22 protein-coding genes are annotated in these 20,352 nt (G+C 32.4%); 8 read left to right on the forward strand and 14 right to left on the reverse strand.

Annotated features, from left to right (window positions below; genetic code table 11):
* Positions 1–4 precede the first annotated feature (4 nt).
* The gene (locus HA149_RS08075; protein WP_209114699.1) at positions 5–1,702 is read left to right on the forward strand and encodes an NAD+ synthase; all 1,698 of its coding nucleotides are present in this window, start codon (positions 5–7) and stop codon (positions 1,700–1,702) included.
* On the opposite strand, the gene HA149_RS08080 is transcribed toward HA149_RS08075, so the two are convergent.
* From HA149_RS08080 to HA149_RS08130, 11 genes are all read right to left on the reverse strand, one after another.
* On the reverse strand, positions 1,699–2,757 hold the full coding sequence (locus tag HA149_RS08080; RefSeq protein ID WP_209114701.1) for a DUF3326 domain-containing protein: 1,059 nt from the start codon (positions 2,755–2,757) through the stop codon (positions 1,699–1,701). The two genes, HA149_RS08075 and HA149_RS08080, sit on opposite strands and share 4 nt — an antisense overlap.
* 27 nt (positions 2,758–2,784) lie before the next feature.
* Positions 2,785–2,976, reverse strand: a complete 192-nt coding sequence (locus tag HA149_RS08085) for a hypothetical protein (RefSeq protein WP_209114703.1) — start codon at positions 2,974–2,976, stop codon at positions 2,785–2,787.
* Entirely contained in the window at positions 2,973–3,299 is a 327-nt protein-coding gene (locus HA149_RS08090) for a 2Fe-2S iron-sulfur cluster-binding protein (protein WP_209114705.1), read from the reverse strand. The genes HA149_RS08085 and HA149_RS08090 overlap by 4 nt, the downstream gene beginning before the upstream one ends.
* A gap of 16 nt (positions 3,300–3,315) precedes the next feature.
* Positions 3,316–4,266, reverse strand: coding sequence for a F0F1 ATP synthase subunit gamma (locus HA149_RS08095; protein ID WP_209114708.1), 951 nt, complete (start codon positions 4,264–4,266; stop codon positions 3,316–3,318).
* Positions 4,267–4,285: 19 nt separating this feature from the next.
* Positions 4,286–5,803 carry a F0F1 ATP synthase subunit alpha gene (gene atpA, locus HA149_RS08100; RefSeq protein ID WP_209043553.1) on the reverse strand — a complete coding sequence of 506 codons (1,518 nt, stop codon included), beginning with the start codon at positions 5,801–5,803 and terminating at the stop codon, positions 4,286–4,288.
* A 30-nt stretch (positions 5,804–5,833) separates the two neighbouring features.
* Positions 5,834–6,376, reverse strand: a complete 543-nt coding sequence (atpH, locus tag HA149_RS08105; RefSeq protein ID WP_209091500.1) for an ATP synthase F1 subunit delta — start codon at positions 6,374–6,376, stop codon at positions 5,834–5,836.
* On the reverse strand, positions 6,376–6,888 hold the full coding sequence (locus HA149_RS08110; protein ID WP_209091502.1) for a F0F1 ATP synthase subunit B: 513 nt from the start codon (positions 6,886–6,888) through the stop codon (positions 6,376–6,378). Before HA149_RS08110 ends, atpH begins: the two co-directional genes overlap by 1 nt.
* Positions 6,885–7,346 (reverse strand): F0F1 ATP synthase subunit B', encoded by a 462-nt coding sequence (locus HA149_RS08115; RefSeq protein ID WP_209114710.1) that lies wholly within the window; start codon positions 7,344–7,346, stop codon positions 6,885–6,887. The genes HA149_RS08110 and HA149_RS08115 overlap by 4 nt, the downstream gene beginning before the upstream one ends.
* Before the next feature lie 68 nt (positions 7,347–7,414).
* Entirely contained in the window at positions 7,415–7,660 is a 246-nt protein-coding gene (gene atpE / locus HA149_RS08120) for an ATP synthase F0 subunit C (RefSeq protein WP_002805169.1), read from the reverse strand.
* A gap of 164 nt (positions 7,661–7,824) precedes the next feature.
* On the reverse strand, positions 7,825–8,550 hold the full coding sequence (gene atpB / locus HA149_RS08125) for a F0F1 ATP synthase subunit A (protein WP_011863567.1): 726 nt from the start codon (positions 8,548–8,550) through the stop codon (positions 7,825–7,827).
* 23 nt (positions 8,551–8,573) lie between these two features.
* Positions 8,574–9,050, reverse strand: coding sequence for a hypothetical protein (locus HA149_RS08130; RefSeq protein WP_209114712.1), 477 nt, complete (start codon positions 9,048–9,050; stop codon positions 8,574–8,576).
* 267 nt (positions 9,051–9,317) lie between these two features.
* Between HA149_RS08130 and HA149_RS08135 the strand changes: the two genes are divergently transcribed.
* The 3 genes from HA149_RS08135 to HA149_RS08145 all read left to right on the forward strand — a co-directional run bounded on the left by HA149_RS08135 (position 9,318) and on the right by HA149_RS08145 (position 12,579).
* On the forward strand, positions 9,318–10,553 hold the full coding sequence (locus tag HA149_RS08135) for an FtsW/RodA/SpoVE family cell cycle protein (protein WP_209115358.1): 1,236 nt from the start codon (positions 9,318–9,320) through the stop codon (positions 10,551–10,553).
* An 82-nt stretch (positions 10,554–10,635) separates the two neighbouring features.
* Positions 10,636–11,292 (forward strand): cytochrome c biogenesis protein CcdA, encoded by a 657-nt coding sequence (locus tag HA149_RS08140; RefSeq protein WP_209114714.1) that lies wholly within the window; start codon positions 10,636–10,638, stop codon positions 11,290–11,292.
* Positions 11,293–12,579: a cytochrome c biogenesis protein ResB gene (locus tag HA149_RS08145; RefSeq protein ID WP_209114716.1), complete on the forward strand. Its 1,287-nt coding sequence runs from the start codon at positions 11,293–11,295 to the stop codon at positions 12,577–12,579.
* On the opposite strand, the gene queF is transcribed toward HA149_RS08145, so the two are convergent.
* Positions 12,576–12,986, reverse strand: a complete 411-nt coding sequence (gene queF, locus HA149_RS08150) for a preQ(1) synthase (protein WP_209114718.1) — start codon at positions 12,984–12,986, stop codon at positions 12,576–12,578. The two genes, HA149_RS08145 and queF, sit on opposite strands and share 4 nt — an antisense overlap.
* Positions 12,987–13,164: 178 nt before the next feature.
* On the opposite strand from queF, the gene HA149_RS08155 reads away from it, so the two are divergent.
* Positions 13,165–13,410, forward strand: coding sequence for a hypothetical protein (locus tag HA149_RS08155; RefSeq protein ID WP_209114720.1), 246 nt, complete (start codon positions 13,165–13,167; stop codon positions 13,408–13,410).
* 24 nt (positions 13,411–13,434) lie between these two features.
* A complete protein-coding gene (locus HA149_RS08160; protein WP_209114722.1) occupies positions 13,435–13,773 on the forward strand; it encodes a P-II family nitrogen regulator in 339 nt (112 codons plus the stop codon).
* Position 13,774: 1 nt separating this feature from the next.
* Here the strand turns inward: HA149_RS08160 and HA149_RS08165 are convergent, their stop codons facing one another.
* Complete coding sequence (locus tag HA149_RS08165) at positions 13,775–14,587, reverse strand: TlyA family RNA methyltransferase (protein WP_209114724.1); 813 nt, start codon at positions 14,585–14,587, stop codon at positions 13,775–13,777.
* Between the two features lie 281 nt (positions 14,588–14,868).
* On the opposite strand from HA149_RS08165, the gene purB reads away from it, so the two are divergent.
* On the forward strand, positions 14,869–16,164 hold the full coding sequence (purB, locus tag HA149_RS08170) for an adenylosuccinate lyase (RefSeq protein ID WP_209114726.1): 1,296 nt from the start codon (positions 14,869–14,871) through the stop codon (positions 16,162–16,164).
* 48 nt (positions 16,165–16,212) lie between these two features.
* Positions 16,213–17,598 (forward strand): class II fumarate hydratase, encoded by a 1,386-nt coding sequence (locus HA149_RS08175; RefSeq protein WP_209114728.1) that lies wholly within the window; start codon positions 16,213–16,215, stop codon positions 17,596–17,598.
* Between the two features lie 10 nt (positions 17,599–17,608).
* Here HA149_RS08175 and HA149_RS08180 read toward each other — a convergent pair whose 3' ends face one another.
* The gene (locus tag HA149_RS08180) at positions 17,609–20,335 is read right to left on the reverse strand and encodes a DEAD/DEAH box helicase (protein WP_209114730.1); all 2,727 of its coding nucleotides are present in this window, start codon (positions 20,333–20,335) and stop codon (positions 17,609–17,611) included.
* Between the last annotated feature and the right edge of the window lie 17 nt (positions 20,336–20,352).

Here is a 20,352-nt window from a genome sequence, read left to right on the forward strand (position 1 = left end):
TTGAATGAAGTTTTTACTTGCTCAAATTAATCCGATTGTTGGAGATTTAGAGGGTAATGCAAAAAAAATTCTTAATGCTGCTTCGAAAGCTAGCTCAAATTCTGCTGATTTAGTTCTTACTCCAGAATTGTCATTATGGGGATATCCAGCAAATGACTTACTTCTAAAAAATAATTTAATCAGAAATCAATATCAAATTCTTGACCAATTAGCTTTAGTTATTAATAAAAAATATGGAAACTTGAGTATTACAGTCGGGATAGCTGAGATAATAAATGATTCTTTTTTCCCAAATCTTTATAATTCTATTGCATTGCTTGAGCGCGGTGAGTGGAAAATAATTGCTCGAAAAATTATTCTTCCCACATATGAAGTATTTGATGAAAAAAGATACTTTAGATCAGAGGAAAAAGTTTCTGTATTAACAAAAGAAATACATAATAAAACTTGGCGAATTGGCTTTACTATATGTGAGGATTTATGGGTCAACAAAAATATAGAGGGTAGAGGAATTCATAAAGAAAATCCTATTTCTGATTTAAAGAAAAAAAAAGTTGATATCTTAGTGAATCTATCGGCCTCCCCATATACCTTCAAAAAGTTAGAGCTAAGATCCAAAGTTTCCAGTTTTGCTGCTAAATATCTTCAAGTACCGCTTATATATGTAAACCAGATTGGTGCAAATGATAATTTAATTTTTGATGGAAATAGTTTTATTCTTGATAAGAATGGATCTAAAATTAAGCAATTGAAATCTTTTTCAGAAGACCTCTCAAGTTGGCATATTAAGCAAACAATACCCGAGAAAAAAGAATTTGAACAATCTGAAATATCATCAATTTTTGATGCATTAGTCCTTGGGGTTAGGGATTATGCTCAAAAATGCGGTTTTAAAACAGCTTTAATTGGACTAAGTGGTGGCATTGATTCAGCACTAGTTTCAGCAATTGCGACAGCTGCTCTTGGCAGCAATAATATTTATTGCGTCTCAATGCCCTCCAAATGGAGTTCATCCCATTCAAAAAGTGATGCAAAAGATTTAGCAAGGAGATTAAAAATAAATTTCAATAGCATACCAATTGAAAACCTAATGAATTCTTTTGAAGAATCTTTTATAAAAACCATATCTTTCGAGATGGCCGAAATAACAAATCAAAATATTCAATCAAGGATCAGAGGAACTCTTCTGATGGCTTTGGCAAATCAAGAAAAGCATTTATTACTTTCAACAGGAAATAAATCAGAGCTAGCTGTAGGATATTGCACACTTTATGGTGATATGAATGGGGGATTATCGGTAATTGGGGATTTATATAAAACTAATGTTTTTAAATTATGCAATTGGCTTGATAGTGAAGAATCAATAAATCATAGAAAGTCATATATGTTAGATACTAATGCAAATATAATTGGAGAAAATATCCGCACGAAAGCTCCAAGTGCCGAATTAGGTCCTGATCAATTAGATACTGATTCTCTCCCGCCTTATTCTATTTTAGATAATATTCTTAAAGGAATTATTGAAGAGAAAAAAGATTTAATACAGCTAGAAGAAGATGGTTATAAAAAAGATTTAATTTTAAAAATTATCTCACTCATTAAAAAAGCGGAATTCAAAAGAAAGCAGGCTCCTCCAATCCTAAAACTGAGTAGCCAATCATTAGGAAGTGACTGGAGAGTTCCCATAGCAATATCTTATTAATCACCATAAAAACACTGTTGGATTTTTTTTAAAGGCCGTTTAACTGAATCAAGATTGATACCTTTTTTGATAGCAAGAATTATGCCTGCAGCTTCTAGATAATTATCCACTTCAAAAAGATTGGGATAATCATAAAACTCATTTGTCACTTTTAATGTATTTTGATTTTTTACAGAGATTATATTTAAATTTTTTTCAATACCTGCTAATACTGCTTCTCCACCTAGTGCCCCATTAGGAACAACAATAGATTCAATCTGATCAGGGTGTAGTGAGATTAATTCATGTTTAGCAGGCAACTCTACAATATCGGGCGCATTGCTCAAACCAATCAATACAGATGGTAAAAAGGTATATCCAATTTCTTCTGCAGCAGCGCGAGGATCTAAATTTTCATTCAACTCAATTGGATCTAATGCTGGTGCGTGAGCACAGGGGACTTTTAAGAATTTGCTAATCAGATGACTTATAACCGCTTCAACTCCAGAAATAGGGTCAACCCCTTTTCCTTCTCGATAAATATTTGTTTCTAGAGAATCTGAATCATCTGGAAATTTTGCCACAATTGCTATGGCCGTAACTCCTTTTTCTATTAAACATTTTCCAGCATCAATTAGAATATCAGGATTTTCAATTGTGCCACCACTCATTTTTGACGAATCAGAATCAAGTACTACATTTAATGGCTTTGTTGTAACCACATAAGAATGAACATTAATCCCTAAAGTAGAAACACATGCATCAGCAACTTGTAAATGTCTCACTAATATTTCACTTTTAATGGCTGAATCAAAAATTATCCCAATTTTCTGTTGCTTTACCCTTTTTAGAGCGATTTCTCCTTTAGCAAGTCGGTCTAAACTATAACCCTCAACATAAAAAATATTTTTATCTTTTTCAGAAAGAGAACCACCATTCATAACATTTGGATGAGTAATTAAACATCCACTTGCTGATGCTAATAATTTAGCGGTAGGAAGTGCATCCCCAGCAAAACCTCCTACTTCACAACCAATACCAGTTGGGACAATGAATATTGTTGGTGAAATTTCCATAAATAAAAATATTTCAATCTATATTCTTTAATTAGCTAAGACCGCTTTAATTGTAATTTTTTTTGTGCCAAATGAGTCAATAGAATTTTGAATATCAACAATTGACCATCGAATTACATCACCTTTTCTTTCTAAATTTACAATGATAAATTCCCTTAAATTGATTAATTTAATTGAGTCTGGCCAATCTAAATAAAAATCAACTGAACTTAATTTCATTTTTGATATTTACCAAATTGATCATTATATAAATCATCTTCAACTTCTTTACCAATAACGATATTCAAATCTGACTTAGGATATGCCACACACAAAAGTGCAAAGCCCTTTTCCCTCAAATCATCATTTAATCCCATAGCATCTTCTTGATCTACAGATCCTTCCAATATCATAGATGCACAATCTGTACAAACTCCTGAACAACAACTACTTGGTAAATCTATTCCATTCATTTTTGCCGCTGAAATAATATCTTGATCCTCAGAACATAAAAAACTAAAAGTCTTTTTCTCAAATTGAACTTTGATATTGTATTCAGGCATATCCTAAATCTTATTGCTAAACTGCTGAACCTCCTACAACTTCTAATATTTCTTGTGTAATAGCTGCTTGTCTAGCTTTGTTATAGGTTAGATTCAAAGTACTTGCTAATTCTTTAGCATTATCACTTGCATTATTCATAGCAGTCATCCTGCAAGCGAGTTCTGAAGCTGCCGACTCTTGAAGAGCTCTTAGTACCTGATTCTGTAAATATAATGGTAATAACGAATCTAATAATTGATCAGGACTTTGTTCAAAAACAATATCTGATGGTAACTTCTCTGAATCACTTTTTTTAATATTTGATTTTTCAACTAGTAATTTACTATCTTTTGTAGTCAACCTAAAAATTTCGTCATTTTCATCTGCAATACCTTGAGGGTCCAGTGGCAGTAGTGTTTGAACAACAGGGGCGCAGCTAACTAGAGTGATGAATTTCGTGTAAATAATTTCCACCCTATCAGAATTTTCTGAAAGAAATTCAGCTAATACTTCACTAGTTATCCCCTCAGAATCTGTCGCAGTTGGTACCTGTTCCAGCTCTTTAAATGTGCTTTTAATTGTGTATCTATCTTTCCTATTTTGGAAATAACCTATTGCCTTTTTACCAACTAAGATCAAATTTGGTTCATAACCTTGTTTAATCAACTCTGCATACCTAATTTCCACCTTCTTGATTATGTTGGTATTGTATCCTCCACATAATCCTCTATCAGCAGTTATGCATACCAAAGAAATTGTTTTTACATCTCTTTTTGATAGAAGAGGAGAATCTACAGCTTCAAACTGAACTCTAGATTGAATATTTTCTAAAACCCGAGCAAGTTTATCTGCAAAAGGCCTACTCTTAAGAACTTGATCTTGTGCCCTCCTAACTTTTGCAGCTGCGACTAATCTCATAGCTTCTGTTATTTTTCGTGTATTTTTAACAGAAACTATTCGATCTCTAATTTCTTTAAGATTTGCCATGGTATTCCCTTAAATAAATTTAAACTGTGGAAAGCATTGAAGATTTAACTTCATTAATCACCTCTTTGAGTGTTGCTTCTAAGCCATCATTCAATTTCTTCTCTTTAAGAATCTCCTCAATAAATTCTGCTTTGTTTAACTTAAGATATTCTCTTAGTTCAGCAGCAAATTTAGTTACATCTTCCACTGGAACTTCATCAATAAGACCCTTAACACCTGCATAAACAACAGCAACTTGTTCAGCAAGATTTAACGGTGAGAATTGTGCTTGTTTTAGTAACTCTCTTAATCTTTTCCCTCTTTCAAGTTGTTGTTGAGTAGCCTCATCAAGATCAGAAGCGAATTGAGAGAATGCTGCTAATTCATCAAATTGAGCTAATTCTAATTTAAGAGTTCCAGCAATTTTCTTAATTGCCTTTGTTTGAGCAGCTCCTCCAACACGGCTAACAGAAATACCAACATTAATAGCTGGTCTTAATCCTGAGTTAAATAAATCTGCACTCAAGAATATTTGTCCATCTGTAATTGAAATAACATTAGTGGGGATATAAGCAGAAACGTCACCTGCCTGAGTTTCAATGATTGGAAGAGCTGTCATTGAACCTCCGCCCATATCATCAGATAATTTTGCTGCCCTTTCAAGTAATCTGCTATGACAATAAAAAACATCTCCAGGATAAGCTTCTCTTCCTGGTGGTCTTCTCAAAAGGAGAGACATTTGTCTATAAGCCTGAGCTTGTTTTGTTAAATCATCATAAATAACTAGTGTTGCTTTGCCTTGGTACATAAAGTGCTCAGCAATTGCAGCACCAGTATAAGGTGCTAAGTATTGTAGGGCTGCGGCTTCAGAGGCACCTGCACTAACAACAATAGTGTAATCAAGAGCTCCTTTTTCTCTTAAAACCTCAACCACATTTGCTACAGATGCTGACTTTTGACCAATAGCCACATAAACACAAACTACGTCTTGACCTTTTTGGTTGATTATTGTATCAATAGCAATAGCAGATTTTCCAGTTTGTCTATCACCAATAATTAATTCTCTTTGACCTCTTCCCACAGGAATCATTGCATCAATAGATGTGATACCTGTTTGCATTGGTTCATGTACTGATCTTCTCTTGATTATTCCAGGAGCCATTTCTTCGATCAATCTAGTATCACTAGTCGGAATTTCCCCTTTCCCATCTATTGGTTGACCTAAAGGGTTAACAACTCTCCCCTGCATTGCCTCGCCAACTGGGACAGATGCGATTTTACCTGTTGACTTAACGTTACTTCCTTCTTGGACGCCAAGTGCCTCACCCATTAAAACAGCACCAACATTATCATCTTCAAGGTTCAATGCTATACCTTCGGTACCATCCTCAAATTCCAATAATTCACCAGCCATGACCTGATCCAAGCCATATATTCTTGCAATGCCATCACCGATTTGCAGAACAGTTCCTACATTGCTAACACTTACAGATTGGTCATAATCAGTTATTTGTTGTTTTAAGATTGAACTGATTTCATCAGGGCGTATAGATACCATGGATTTAAGAATTTAAGGTTGATTTAAAAGTTACTTGGAAAGTGACAAACCAAGTTTTCTAATTTGAGAAGCAAGGGAAGCATCAATTACTTTTGATCCTACACTGGCGACGAAACCACCAATAAGAGATGGGTCAATTTTAGTTACAAGTTCTAATTTTTCAGTTCCTGCTATATTGATGATCTTTTGGGTAATTAAACCTTTCTGTTCATCAGTAAGCTCGACTGCTGAAGTAACAGTTGCCAAAGCAATATTACTATTTTCTCGATAAATCTCTAAAAACCTTTCAAGAATAGAAGTAAGAATTCCAATTCTTTGCCTATCGGCCAATAATTTCAAGAAATTCAGTAAAGAAGAATTTACCTTATTTGAAAAAATTTCAATAATGATTTTCTTCTTAGCATCTGTCTCTAAAACAGGAGAGGAAAGTGCCTTCTCCAATTCAGGGGAATCATTTAATAATTCTAAAAGTTGTTTAACCTCAGAAACAATCTCTTCAGTTTGCGAATTTTCATTCACAACTTGAAGTAATGCCTCGGCATATGGTGTAGTAACTGAATTTAAAAGTGGCATTAGTTCACCTCAATATTGTTAATTGATTGAGTGACCAAATTTTCTTGTGTTGTTTTATCAAGTCGATTTGGTAGGGAATCTAAAGCTTTTTTAATTGCTAATTCAACAGCTTCTTTTCGAAGTTGAGAAATTGCTCTGGATGCTTCAGAGCTCTCATCAGAAATTGCACTTTGTTTAATTCGTGCCATCTCTTCGATTGCTTTTTTCTCACTTTCCATTCTGATTGATTCAGATCTTTTGAGAGAATCTGCTTTTATTTGAGAAGCTTTTTCTTCTGCTAAAGATAAGTCTTTCTTTGCCTTCTCTAAAGCTTGTGTTGCATTAAGAAGTCGATCTTCGGCATCTTTTAATTCAAGAAGAATTCCTTCTCTTCTTTTTTGAAGCATTTTACCTAGGAAACCAGGCAAAAATTTATAAAGGCCAAAAACCACTACAGCCCAATTAAGGATATTTGTTTCGAATAAATCGAAATTTAATCCAAAACCTTCTGTAGCTAAGAGAGTTAAATTCATTTTTCTAGAATCAGTCTATTAACAATAAGTTCGCTTAAATCATCAGCCTGTTTAGAAAGTTGATCACGAGCAGCAGATGTCTGACTTTCAATTTCTAGTCTTGCTTTTTCTTTTGAAGCATTTGCTTCATTGTTGGCAAGTTCTAGTGCTTCTTTATAAAGCTTGTCAGACTCATTCTCCGCTTCGCCCACAATTCTTTGAGCTTCTGAACGAGCACTTTGAAGCTGAGTTAATAAATCAGCTTCTAATTTTTTAACCTCAGAAAGTTTATTTTTGGCCTCAATAATATTATTACTTACAAACTTTTCTCTTTTTTCTACAACATTGCCTACAGGCTTAAAAAAGAGAGAATTTAATATGTAAGTAAGCGCAACTACTTGTATCGCCATTAGAGGCAAAGTGGCATTTATATCAAATAATCCACCTTCCGTAGTACCAAAAAAATTAAAGGCCAACATATGATTAAGTTGAAGTTAAAAAATTAAATTTAAATATTGCTAATAAGGATTAGAAGCAATATTAACTTTTAGGAAAAAGGATTCGCAAAAAGTAGTACCAAAGCCACAACTAATCCGTAAATTGTTAATGACTCCATGAAAGCGAAAGATAAAAGAAGAGTTCCTCTGATTTTACCTTCAGCTTCTGGTTGACGGGCAATACCCTCAACAGCACCTTGAGCTGCGTTACCTTGTCCAAGACCTGGGCCAATAGCACCTAGACCAACTGCTAAGCCAGCAGCTACAACTGATGCAGCGGAAGTAATCGAATCCATAATTTTGAAATAAAGAGCTTAATACTTGTGATAATCTTTGTTGTCATACACGCTTGGACATCCTTTATTTTAAGAATGGGTCTGATATTTTCAGACCTACGCGATTAGATATTTTGCCAGATTACAGACCCTTTGTAAAAGCGTCTGAATGTATAAGAAGAAAGCTAATGATGTTCTTCAACAGCTTCTCCAATGTAGTAGGCCGCTAAAGTTGCGAAAATCAATGCCTGAATTGCACTAGTAAATAATCCTAGGAACATAACAGGTATTGGCAGAATTAGTGGAACTAAGAATACTAAAACACCAACAACAAGTTCATCAGCCAAAATATTTCCAAATAGCCTGAAAGAGAGTGATAAAGGTTTCGTAAAGTCCTCTAGAATTTTGAAAGGAAGCATAATAGGAGTTGGGTGAACATAATATTCGAAATATCTCCAACCCTTATTGCTTAACCCTGCATAGAAATAAGAAAGTGAAACCAATAAAGCCAAGGCTATAGTTGTATTGATATCTGCAGTAGGTGCTCCTAATTCTCCACTTGGTAACTTAATCAATCTCCAAGGAATTAAAGCTCCTCCCCAATTACTAACAAAGACGAATAAAAATAAAGTACCTATAAATGGCATCCAATCTCTATATACTTTTTCACCTATTTGAGTCCTAGCAAGATCTCTTATGTAATCCCAGAGAAACTCAAGCAAGTTTTGAAGGCCTTTAGGATCATTTTCCATTTTTTTAGTTCCTAAAGAAATAAAAACTAATAAAGCTCCTAATAAAATCCAAGATGTTAAAAATACCTGCCCATGAAGTCTGATATTTCCAATTTGCCAATAAAGATGTTGACCAACTTCTAATGCTGCAAAATTTGTTAGCAAGGAATTAAAAAACATTTGTTTTGAATAAAAAAATTTACTTAAGAACGTGAAAAATAAAAAATGAGTGAAGGCTTATAAATAAAAAAACCTATCATCGCAGGAAAAATATCCAAAGATCCTAGCTTGCTCGCAAAAATAAAGAGGCAAACTGGAACTAATAGTTGCAATTTTGATACACCTGATGATTCTTTACCAAGTTTCCCTATACTTTTGGCAAGCAAACGTAGGTAAAAAATGCCGGCAATTGCACCTATAAAAATACTAAAACCAAAAGTGAAGCCTAGAAAAATTCCAGTTATTGATGCTAATAAAATAGAAACAATAAAAGTAATTCCAAAAATTGTTAATTGCAATTTTGTGTATTCATCATTTATAGAAAGCAAATGCTCTATTTGATTGGCAATGCCAGATTTACTTTCTTTGATGATCGAATTATTCAGGGATTGAGGAAATTGAACATTCTCATTACAAGGATGCTCAAGTTTTTTTCTATTTGAGTCCACTGATGTGAACATAGTTTAGAAACCCCCTCTTAGTGTTTGAAGTAAGTATATAAACTCACGGAATCTATCACGGAGAGGTACCTTTTAGCTAGTTTTTTTCTATAAAAAATTAATTCTTAAGATTTATTATGAATCTATAGAGCATTTTTAACTTTATTCTTCAAGAATAAAATTTATGAAAAATCCTCTTTTTAATTACGTATACACTTTAAAAAGTTAATAAAAGACTTGGCAAAATCTCAATTAAACGTCTCAATGGTACATATACATTTAAAAAAATTGGAGATAAGTCAAGAAAAAATAAAATATAAAAAAATTTCTAAAAGAAAAAAACCCTTTAGCTCTAATTACAAAAAAAATTTAAGCAATTTAACAGAATCTATTTTTCCTTTGCCTTGGACAATATGGCCTTATGAGGCAAAAATCCTCGTTATCCTCGTTGGAGTTTGGTCAATATTAGGAATATCCATTCTAGGATCGTCAAGTTGGTGGGTGGCTAGTAGAGAAATGGGAAATTGGGCTTATTTCTTAAAAAAACAAATTATTTGGACAATTCCAGGGATTGGTCTGTTTTATTTCGTTCTTAATACCAACATTAGAAATCTTTTAAAGTTTTCAAGAATTATTTTTTATTTTTTATTTTTTTTGATTTTTCTAACCAATATTACTGGAATTACAGTCAATGGCTCTTCAAGATGGTTAGTACTAGGGAATTTACGTTTACAACCATCTGAATTAATAAAGCCTTTTCTAATTCTTGAAGCTTCTAACCTTTTTGCTCATTGGAATCTGATAAAGAATGATAAAAAATTAATTTCAATATTTTCCTTTGGTTTATTAATTTTATTAATACTTAAGCAGCCTAATTTAAGTACTGCATCATTAACTGGAATTTTGTTTTGGGTAATGGGTTTATGTGGAGGCGTTAAATCTAGTTCTCTTTGGTCATTTGCTTCATTAGGATTGATCACTGGATGTATTAGTATCCTTAATAACGAATATCAAAAACTTAGAATTACTTCATTCATTAATCCTTGGAAAGATCAACAGGAAAGTGGATTTCAATTGGTTCAGAGTTTATTAGCTATAGGTTCAGGTGGTCTATTTGGCCAAGGTTTTGGGCTGTCTATTCAAAAATTACAATATCTACCGTTCATGTATACAGATTTTATTTTTGCCATTTTTGCGGAAGAATTTGGTTTGTTGGGGTGTACTTTATTCTTAGGATTTTTAGCAGTATTCTCTTATATAAGCTTAAGAATTAGTCTTAAGTGCAGGAACAACTATACAAAATTAGTTGCTATAGGATGTGGTGTATTGTTAATAGGTCAATCAATAATGCATATCGCTGTAGCAACAGGTTCAATGCCTACAACAGGCTTACCACTACCCTTCATTAGTTATGGTGGCAATTCACTAATCGCGTCTTTTTTTATTGCAGGGATGTTACTTAGATGTTCATTAGAATCAACTGGATTTATAGGTATGATTAGTACACGAAAGACTCTTAATTAGTTAGAATTTAGAGGATTTAATTCAAGCTATCGAATCATTTAATTTAGTTATCTCCGAATTATCTCAAAAGGGTAATCTGCTTATGCAGAGTGGTCTTAATAGTCCTGGTCCATTTACTATCTTTTTGGTTTTCAGCGCAGGACTGTTAACAAGTCTTGGGCCATGTTCATTATCATTACTTCCAGTCACAATTGCTTATGTAGGAGGAACAGAGAAAAATAAATTTAAGCTTATTAGTTTTTCAGGAGGAGTCGTTTTTTCGCTTGTTGCCCTTGGTGCTGCGAGTGGATTCTTAGGCAAAATATACGGACAAATTCCATCTTATTACACTTCATTTGTTGCTCTAATAGCAATAGTAATGGGTTTAAATTTACTAGGAATTCTAAAGTTTCAGTTTCCGAATGGACCTGATCTAAAAATAATAGAAGACAAAATACCACCCCTCATAGCACCTTTCACAATAGGAACCACTTTTGGACTAGCCTCTTCACCTTGCATCACTCCAGTTTTAGCAACTCTTCTGGCTTGGGTATCGCAAGCTAAAAACCCGATAATCTCGATTATTTTTTTATTTTTCTTTGGGATAGGCCAAGTTACTCCATTAATCATTGCGGGAGCCACGGCAGAAAATTTAAAAAAATTTTTAGAGCTTAGAAAATTTAGTCAAATAATTCCCACTTTGAGTGGGATATTTTTAGTTGCACTAGGATTATTAAATTTATTTTCAAATTGGATTTAAATGATTATTTTTAAGAATCTAATTTTAAAAATATCAAGTTTAAGATTCGCCATATCACTGATAATCTTCATAGCTATTACAAGTGGAATAGGTACTTTTATACCTCAAGGTAGTAGAAATAAATTTTATATTGATAATTTCGATAGTGCTCCCATTTTTGGATTTTTAGATGGAGAAAAAGTCTTAAAACTTCAATTGGATCATATATATACAAGCTTTTGGTTTTTATTTACATTAATTCTCCTTTGCATTTCCCTAGCAGCTTGTAGTTTCAGGAGGCAAATCCCTTCATTAAAAGCTTCATTAAAATGGATTGAATACAAGAGCGAACAAAAATTTAGCAAACTGCAATTAACTTCAAGTCACTCAATCAATCAAGATGGAGACCATATATCAAAAGTAGATTTATTACTTAAAAAAAGGGGATGGAAAACCTACAAATTCAAAAGTCATATTTCTGCAAGAAGGGGTTTAATTGGAAAAATCGGTCCTTTAGTTGTACATATCGGATTAATAGTTTTACTTATAGGATCAGCATATGGAAGTTTTACAAAACAATCAAAAGAACAATATTTACTACCTGGAGAAAGTTTGGATCTTGTTAATGAGAGTACAAACTCAAAAGCCAATGTAAAATTAGTAGATTTTTCTATAGAACGAGAAAGTGATGGTATACCCAAACAGTTTATTTCAAAGTTAAATTTTTCTTCTGAAGATCTAAACTTAAATGAAATAAAAACCGCCAAAGTTAATCACCCAATTAGGTTTAAAGGATTAACTATTTATCAAGCTGATTGGGCAATATCAGATGTTGTTTTAGAAATAGATAATATCCTTTATCAATTACGATTAAGGGAAATTCCCGAGATAGGCAATCAAGTTTGGGGAGTTTTAGTTGAATTAGGAGCAGAGACTAAAAAAAATTTCCTTTTAACAATAGATAATGAAAATGGTCCACTCAAAATTTCAAATGTAGAAAATTTTTCAGCTGATAGTCTTTATATCAACGACAAACCCTTAGAAGTTAACTCTTCAAAAGTATCTCTAAAAAAAATAATACCCAGCAGTGGGTTAATAATTAAAAATGATCCTTCAATACCATTTATTTACTCCTCTTTTATTTTAATAATTTTTGGAACAATGATTAGTCTTATACCAACTAACCAATTATGGATTCTTGTAAATAAAGAATCACAAAAGTTATCCATTGGAGGTCTTAGCAATAAAAATCTAGTTGGTTTTAAAAAAGAATTTTTTAAATTATCAGAAGAAATAAAAAATTTTTAATTTTTTTTCTGTCCACTAAAAATATCTAACTGCATAGAAACATTCCCTCTAGGGTTAAATGCAGCATTTAAATGTATCCAGTGAGGTGAGCCTTCATTCACTAAATCATCCATAATTCTATTAACAACTTCCTCATGTGATATTTTTATATCTCTAAAATTATTTATATAAAGCTTTAAAGACTTCAACTCATAGACTCTCAAATTAGGTTGATAAATAATATTTAGCTTTGCAAAATCTGGATAACCAGAAAAGGGGCACTTACATGTGAATTCAGGTAGCTGGATAGAAATTTCATAAATTCTTTTCTTATTTGGATTATCGAAACAAATTATTTTTGATTCTTTAATAATTCTCTCACCATAAAGTGGTCTTTGCGTCGAATCATCTAATTTAGCAGTACTCATTTTTCGTAGAACTTATTTACTAAACCTATATAAAAAGATCAAAATCTGCAAAAACCTCAACAAGCTTAAGTATTACAATTGAATAAGTCAAAAGCTGTTAAATCTTACTTTTGTATCATCAATAACATTCATAAGGTCGGTTAAAAGGGTTATATGTGTTTAATTCAATGAATAATTAATGGACATTTGTTTGATAACTATCGATAAAAACTTAAATAAATCCCTTCAACCAAAAAGTGCAATTGGGATGTTATGGCTTCAAACACACTTTGAGAATGATCAGTGGGAAGCGTTGTCAAACAGTACAGTAATAATTTCTGAAGAAAATGCCCAATTGTTAATTGAAGACGCCACGAATGCAGGCCTTAATATCAAATGTTTTTCTGATATTTCAATGTTGGATGTTTTCCCAAAAAACAATTAAAATAGGAATATTCAATCTTTAATCATGAAGAAAATTGAAGCAATCATACGTCCATTTAAGCTAGAGGATGTAAAAATTGCATTAGTAAACTTTGGTATTGTGGGAATGACAGTTAGTGAAGTCAGAGGTTTTGGAAGGCAAAAAGGACAAGTTGAAAGATATAGAGGTTCCGAATTTACTGTTGAATTCCTTCAAAAACTCAAAGTAGAAGTTGTCGTAGAGAATGAAAAGGTTAATTCAGTCATAGATGCGATTGCTGAAGCAGCAAAAACTGGAGAGATCGGTGACGGAAAAATATTCATCACTTCGATTGATTCTGTTGTGAGAATTAGAACTGGTGACAAAGATGAAGAAGCTCTTTAATTCAAAGAGTTTCTTTTACTAGATTTTGTATATATTCACTATTAATCCTTTTATTTGATTGATTTCCTAAGGTCATCCAAGCTAGATATTCATGATTTCCAGCAGGACCAACTAGCGGAGAAGCTATCAAATTCTTTATATTCCATTGGAAATTCTTAGCAGTATAAATAACAGACTCTATAGCCTCAGTATGGAATTTAGGATTACGAACAACACCACCTTTACTGACTTTTTCTTTACCCACCTCAAATTGAGGTTTAATTAAAAATATTCCCTCAATACAATCACCTTCTAATAAATTACCAATTGATTTAAAAACTAACTTCAATGAAATAAAAGACAAATCAGCAACCACAAAATTTGGTAATTCATTACTTCTAGATAAAAGATCATTAGGTTTTAAATTTCGAATATTAGTTCGTTCAAAAAGTATGACTTTTGGGTTATTTCTAATCTTCCATGCAGTTTGTCCATAACCAACATCTATCCCATAAACTAACTTTGCTCCTTGTTGCAATAAGCAATCAGTAAATCCACCAGTAGAGATTCCTGCGTCAATACATATTTTGTCTTTTACTTTAATTTCAAGTTTTTTAAATGCCTCTAATAATTTTTCACCGCCCCTTGATACAAACATAGGTGCAGAATCAATAAAAAATTCAGATCCAATTAATACTTGTTGTCCAGGTTTATCCAATACTTTTCCATTGATATCTCTAACCTTGCCCGCAAGAATTAAACCTTGGGCTTTTTGACGAGTTTCACATAAACCTTTATTTAGAAGATAAAGGTCTAATCTACTTTTTTTAATCATCTATTAATCAATAAAAAAAGACTGAATAATGAACTTCTACAAGATTAAGATCCAAATTCTTTAATACCTTCCAATTTTAAATTAGAACTAAAAAATTACCCATTATTAATGAAAGGAATAAATGCAAACATTTTTATATTTAAGCTTTCTTTATTAGCCAGAAAAATGTTACATAAGAAAATAATAATCAGGCAAATATGTTCAATATCAAGTACATCTTTAAGGTATAGGGCAATAATTCGATTTTGTTATAAAGTTTAAATTGATAATAAATAAAAATTGTGATCGAGCGTTACACATTACCCGAAATGGGGGAAATCTGGACTGAAAGCGCAAAATTCCAGAGATGGCTTAAGGTTGAAATAGCTGCATGTGAAGCAAATTTTTCCCTCGGGAAAATTCCTGAGAATGCCATGAAAGATATACGTTCAAATGCAAAGTTTGATGAATCTAGAATTACAGAAATTGAGAAAGAAGTTAAACATGATGTCATAGCATTTCTCACAAGCGTTAATGAATTTGTAGGAGATTCTGGAAGATACATACATGTTGGTATGACCAGTAGTGATGTACTTGATACTGGCTTATCTCTTCAGTTAAAAGACTCTTGCGAATTGTTATTAAAAGAAATTGAGAAATTAGAAAATGAAGTCAGATTATTAGCAAGGAAGCATAAAAATACATTAATGATTGGCAGATCACATGCCATTCATGGGGAGCCAATTTCCTTCGGTTTTAAACTTGCTGGATGGTTAGCAGAAATAATAAGGAACAAAAAAAGATTGTTAACTCTAAAAGAATCTGTAGCAATTGGACAAATAAGTGGTGCAATGGGAACTTACGCTAATACGAATCCCAAAGTAGAACTAATAACTTGTGATTTACTAGGGTTAAAACCAGATACAGCAAGTACGCAGGTTATCTCGAGAGACAGACATGCAGAATATGTGCAAACTATTGCACTAGTTGGCGCTTCTTTAGATAGATTTGCAACTGAAATAAGAAATTTACAAAGAACTGATGTTTTAGAAGTTGAGGAGGGCTTTACAAAAGGGCAAAAAGGAAGTTCTGCCATGCCTCATAAAAGAAATCCTATTCGAAGTGAAAGAGTAAGCGGTTTAGCAAGAATTTTGAGGAGTTACGTCTTAACAGCACTGGAAAATGTTCCACTTTGGCACGAAAGAGATATAAGCCATAGTTCAAATGAACGTATCATGTTACCTGACGTATCAATCTGCTTGCATTTTATGCTCAGGGAAATGAAAGATATAGTAAGCAATTTGGAAGTTTATCCAAAAAATATGCTCAAAAATTTAAATATATATGGCGGCGTAATCTTCAGTCAGAAAGTTTTACTTTTGCTTGTAGATAAGGGCTTGTCTAGAGAAAAAGCTTATAGTTTAGTACAAAAAAATGCGCATCAGGCCTGGAATACTCAGAATGGGAATTTCAAACAAAATATAGAGAGAGATAATGAAATAATGGATTTTATTGATCACAGTGACTTAGAAGAATGTTTTAATCCTTCAATTCATCTCAATAATTTAAGTGTAATATGGGAGAAGTTAGGTATCTAGGATTACTGAAAACCTTATCTAAGTTAAACCAGTGTTTTCAGAGGAATAATGACAAAAAACTTTAGGATTGAAAAAGATAGTATGGGAACAATAGAGGTTCCCATGGAAGCTTTGTGGGGTGCTCAAACACAAAGATCGATAATAAATTTTTCTATTGGAGAAGAATTAATTCCAATTGAGTTAATTTATTCACTCACCCTCATAAAAAAAGCTGCTTCAATTGCGAATTTCAATTTAGGTTTAATAGATAAAAGGAAAAAAGATTTAATTGTAGAGGCATGTACGGAAATACTTGATGGGCTTCACGATTCACAGTTTCCCTTAAAGGTTTGGCAAACAGGTAGTGGTACTCAAACAAATATGAATGTTAATGAGGTAATTTCAAATATTGCAGCTTTAAAAACTAATTCAGAACTTGGCAGTCATAAACCAATTCATCCAAATGATGATGTCAATAAATCTCAGTCAACTAATGACACTTTTCCTGCTGCTATTCAAATATCTGTTGTTAATGAAATAATCAAAAATTTAGTTCCAACGATCAGAGAACTTACTAAGATCCTTGATAAAAAAAGTGAAGAATGGAAAGACCTTATAAAGATAGGAAGAACCCATTTTCAAGATGCAGTTCCCATTACTTTTGGGCAAGAAATATCAGGATGGTCAGAGCAACTTAAAGATGCTGAGAATGCAATTATTATGAGTCTTAATGAATTGTATTTCTTACCTCTGGGAGGAACTGCAGTTGGTACAGGGATTAATTGTCCAAAAGGATTTTGTGAAGAATCTATAAAATCAATTTCCGATGATACTAATCTAATGTTTTATAAATCAAAAAATAATTTTTCTATTATGGCCTCGCATGATCGTCTAGCTCAAGTAATGAGTCAGATAAAAATATTAGCAGGTGCATTATTTAAAATTTCAAATGATATAAAAATTCTATCTTCTGGTCCAAGATCAGGAATATATGAACTAATTATTCCTCAAAATGAACCTGGAAGTTCTATCATGCCGGGTAAAGTGAATCCAACTCAATGCGAAGCCTTATCAATGGTTTGCACTCACATAATGGGTCTTGAATATGCAGTTTCAATGGCAAATTCTAGTGGCACTTTACAGATGAATGAATATAAGCCTCTTATTGGATTTAATATTCTCACAAGTTTAAAATTACTTAAAAATGTAATAGAAAATTTCAGAATAAAATTAGTTGAGGGGATGGAACCTAATCAAAAGCAAATGAAGTTAAATTTAAAAAATTCACTAATGTTGGTTACAGCCATAGTGCCAAAAGTTGGTTATGAAAAAGCAGCTGAAATTGCAAACCTTGCCTTCAAAGAATCATTAAATTTAAAAGAGGCAACACTTAAATTAGGTTATTTAAACGAAGATGAATTTGATGAAGCAATGAATATCAATTCAATGATTTGATTAAAAAAATTTAAGAGCTATTGTCAATTCTTTTTGTTGCAGGATTAATATCTTCAGAGACTTTTATAAGATCATTAGATTCAGACACAGGAAAACGATTTATAGCTTTTAATGCTAGCTTTGCTTTGCTTTTTAATTTATCACTAACACCAATACAGTATTGCACTTGAGAAAGCACATCAATTGATCTTCTAATAATCCGCACTACATCACCTTCATCTAATGAAGTATTAAAAACCAAATCTTTCCATTTTTTCCCTCTTGCCCATTCAGAAATAATTCCAGTCAACTCTGTTTCTAAATAGATTGGGATTGCAATATGAAACTTATTTTGTTGAAAAGAGACTAATTTTCTTAAACTATCTAATTCATTAAAAACATCTATTACCTTTAAAGGAGGCTTGAAATTACACCAAAGATTAGGCCTCCTCACATCAACACATATAGCTTGAATAATTGCAGCTAATTCAGGAGGATCTAAATCGTCTAAATAACCACTTACTAAAACAAGGCCAATCCATAATTCATTTTCATTTCTTATTGCACCAACTGTTTGTCCAACTTCTGTCAATTCCAAATCATTTAAACAACCAAAATGATTCAGAATTTTAATCAAATCGGTAAAAGTTCTCCAGTTATGATTTTCTTTATCCTCAAGTAGTTTTTTTCTAATATTTATTTCTTTTTCAACATCAATAATTCTTTTTCTATATTTCTTTAATTTCTTGGAGTCTCCAAATCTATGTGCGGGATGATCAGTAACTGTTTCTTCTAAATTATTGATTTGTTGCTGTTGTGCCAAAACTTCCGTTGTCAAATCATATTGTGGAGTTTGTAAATCATTTTTTTTAGAAACTTCTAAAATTCGATCCGCATAACACTGCGATATATCATCTCCCCTAAATACTTCTCCAGATAAATACATCTTTGGTACTTCAAGTCCTAAGACATCAATTACATCCAAATCATTAAAAATACTTACTATATATGAGGGTTTTATAAGAATAAATAAATTATCAATTGTCAAACACAATAAACTCTTAATTTTTTGGGATTCATATATTTTCTTACAAATTAATCCTGGAACAATTTTTCTTTTAATTTGAGGAGCCTTGATTGAAATTAAGCTTCCATCTTTAATATATGGGAGTGCATTAGTTATCTCTTCTGATAATTTTTCTGCTGCTTGTTTTTCTAAAATTTTCAAGAGTCTTCTCTCTTCTTTAAGACGATTTTTTAACTTTTCGTATGCATCAAAATCTTTCCATGAAACGTTAGATGTAATTTTTTTTAATTCAATTAAATCCTTATCTAAATTTTCAATAATTATATTCTCACCTGATGATTGACCTAAATATAAAAAACTACCAAAACTTCTTTTAATTAATTCTTTAGACTTCTCTAAAGTATAACTTTGTAAAAGATTAAGTACCATTCCATAGCTAGGAGTGAATTGACTTTCTAAAGAATTTGGTTTGCTAATCGCCAGTGCACTTGCTTCTTTGGCACCTTCGAATCTTGTTTGTAATGTAACAACAAATCCCTGGGTATCTTTTCCTCTTCTTCCAGCTCTTCCTGACATTTGCAAAAATTCACTGCTAAATAATAATCTATGACCATCTTCTGTCCTTTTTGATAGAGAAGAAATAACAGTTGTTCTTGCCGGCATATTTATTCCTGCAGCAAGAGTTTCAGTTGCAAAAACAACTTTTATTAAACCTTGCTGAAATAATTCCTCAACTAATTCTTTCCATGCAGGCAATAATCCAGCATGATGGGATGCAATACCGCGTTTTAATGCCTCACATTGAGATTTATCTTGAATTGCTTCCTGATTATTTTTAAGATAAACATCTAATTTTTGGGATATAATACTTGCTTCTGAATAACTTACTAAAGTTAAATCTTTTATATTCTCAATAGCCTTGTCACATCCTCTTCTACTAAACATAAAATAAATAGCTGGCAGCATATTTCTTTCAGCTAGTTTCGAGATCACAAAGCCAATTGAGGGAGACTTTGGTTGCATTATCCTGCCCACTTTTCCTCTTATTTTCTGCCCTTTAGGAGCTCTCCAGATCTTACAGTTTGGATGAATTCCATTACCCTTATTATTTAAAAGTGGATGGAGCCCTTTAACACTACAAAAAATAAAATCAAGTGGGACTGGTCTCTTATCACTATTAATTAGTACTGTGGGCCCATGAACTTTTTCTATCCAATTTTGTAGTTGATCTGCATTGGCTATTGTTGCTGATAAAGCTATTATTTGAGTTCTAGTAGGGCAATGGATTATAGTTTCTTCCCAAACTGTGCCTCTTTGGGGGTCATTCATATAATGACATTCATCAAGAATCAAAGATTCTAAATTTTCTAAGGGGTCATCAAATTCATCAAATTCGCCATAAAGCATGTTCCTAAAAATCTCAGTAGTCATGACTAAGATTGGTGCTTCTCTATTTATACTTACATCTCCAGTTAAAAGACCAACTTTATTCTCACCATATTGATTAGCAAAATCTCTAAACTTTTGGTTTGATAGGGCTTTTAAAGGTGTTGTATAAAAAACTCTGCTGTCATGAGATAAGCCTCTATATATAGCAAATTCACCTATCAATGTTTTACCCGAACCTGTTGGTGCGGTTAAAACAACAGAATTTCCGCTATTAATAGCTCGTATTGCTTCTAATTGGAAATCATCTAGCGGAAAGGGGAAATATTCCTCTAAATTAAGCAATAATTGTGATTGAAGAG

The organism is Prochlorococcus marinus XMU1406 (genome assembly GCF_017696055.1).
In the GTDB taxonomy this organism is placed as follows: domain Bacteria; phylum Cyanobacteriota; class Cyanobacteriia; order PCC-6307; family Cyanobiaceae; genus Prochlorococcus_A; species Prochlorococcus_A marinus_W.

Excerpts from the sequence above, each read along its gene's own strand:
- HA149_RS08080 (WP_209114701.1), bottom strand. The coding sequence starts at position 2,757 with ATGGAAATTTCACCAACAATATTCATTGTCCCAACTGGTATTGGTTGT.
- HA149_RS08090 (WP_209114705.1), bottom strand. The coding sequence starts at position 3,299 with ATGCCTGAATACAATATCAAAGTTCAATTTGAGAAAAAGACTTTTAGT.
- HA149_RS08130 (WP_209114712.1), bottom strand. The coding sequence starts at position 9,050 with ATGTTCACATCAGTGGACTCAAATAGAAAAAAACTTGAGCATCCTTGT.
- HA149_RS08175 (WP_209114728.1), top strand. The coding sequence starts at position 16,213 with ATGACAAAAAACTTTAGGATTGAAAAAGATAGTATGGGAACAATAGAG.
- atpB (WP_011863567.1), bottom strand. The coding sequence starts at position 8,550 with ATGTTTTTTAATTCCTTGCTAACAAATTTTGCAGCATTAGAAGTTGGT.
- atpE (WP_002805169.1), bottom strand. The coding sequence starts at position 7,660 with ATGGATTCGATTACTTCCGCTGCATCAGTTGTAGCTGCTGGCTTAGCA.
- HA149_RS08160 (WP_209114722.1), top strand. The coding sequence starts at position 13,435 with ATGAAGAAAATTGAAGCAATCATACGTCCATTTAAGCTAGAGGATGTA.
- HA149_RS08075 (WP_209114699.1), top strand. The coding sequence starts at position 5 with ATGAAGTTTTTACTTGCTCAAATTAATCCGATTGTTGGAGATTTAGAG.
- HA149_RS08165 (WP_209114724.1), bottom strand. The coding sequence starts at position 14,587 with ATGATTAAAAAAAGTAGATTAGACCTTTATCTTCTAAATAAAGGTTTA.
- atpH (WP_209091500.1), bottom strand. The coding sequence starts at position 6,376 with ATGCCACTTTTAAATTCAGTTACTACACCATATGCCGAGGCATTACTT.
- queF (WP_209114718.1), bottom strand. The coding sequence starts at position 12,986 with ATGAGTACTGCTAAATTAGATGATTCGACGCAAAGACCACTTTATGGT.
- HA149_RS08115 (WP_209114710.1), bottom strand. The coding sequence starts at position 7,346 with ATGTTGGCCTTTAATTTTTTTGGTACTACGGAAGGTGGATTATTTGAT.
- HA149_RS08145 (WP_209114716.1), top strand. The coding sequence starts at position 11,293 with ATGATTATTTTTAAGAATCTAATTTTAAAAATATCAAGTTTAAGATTC.
- atpA (WP_209043553.1), bottom strand. The coding sequence starts at position 5,803 with ATGGTATCTATACGCCCTGATGAAATCAGTTCAATCTTAAAACAACAA.
- HA149_RS08085 (WP_209114703.1), bottom strand. The coding sequence starts at position 2,976 with ATGAAATTAAGTTCAGTTGATTTTTATTTAGATTGGCCAGACTCAATT.
- HA149_RS08140 (WP_209114714.1), top strand. The coding sequence starts at position 10,636 with ATGCAGAGTGGTCTTAATAGTCCTGGTCCATTTACTATCTTTTTGGTT.
- HA149_RS08110 (WP_209091502.1), bottom strand. The coding sequence starts at position 6,888 with ATGAATTTAACTCTCTTAGCTACAGAAGGTTTTGGATTAAATTTCGAT.
- HA149_RS08155 (WP_209114720.1), top strand. The coding sequence starts at position 13,165 with ATGGACATTTGTTTGATAACTATCGATAAAAACTTAAATAAATCCCTT.
- HA149_RS08095 (WP_209114708.1), bottom strand. The coding sequence starts at position 4,266 with ATGGCAAATCTTAAAGAAATTAGAGATCGAATAGTTTCTGTTAAAAAT.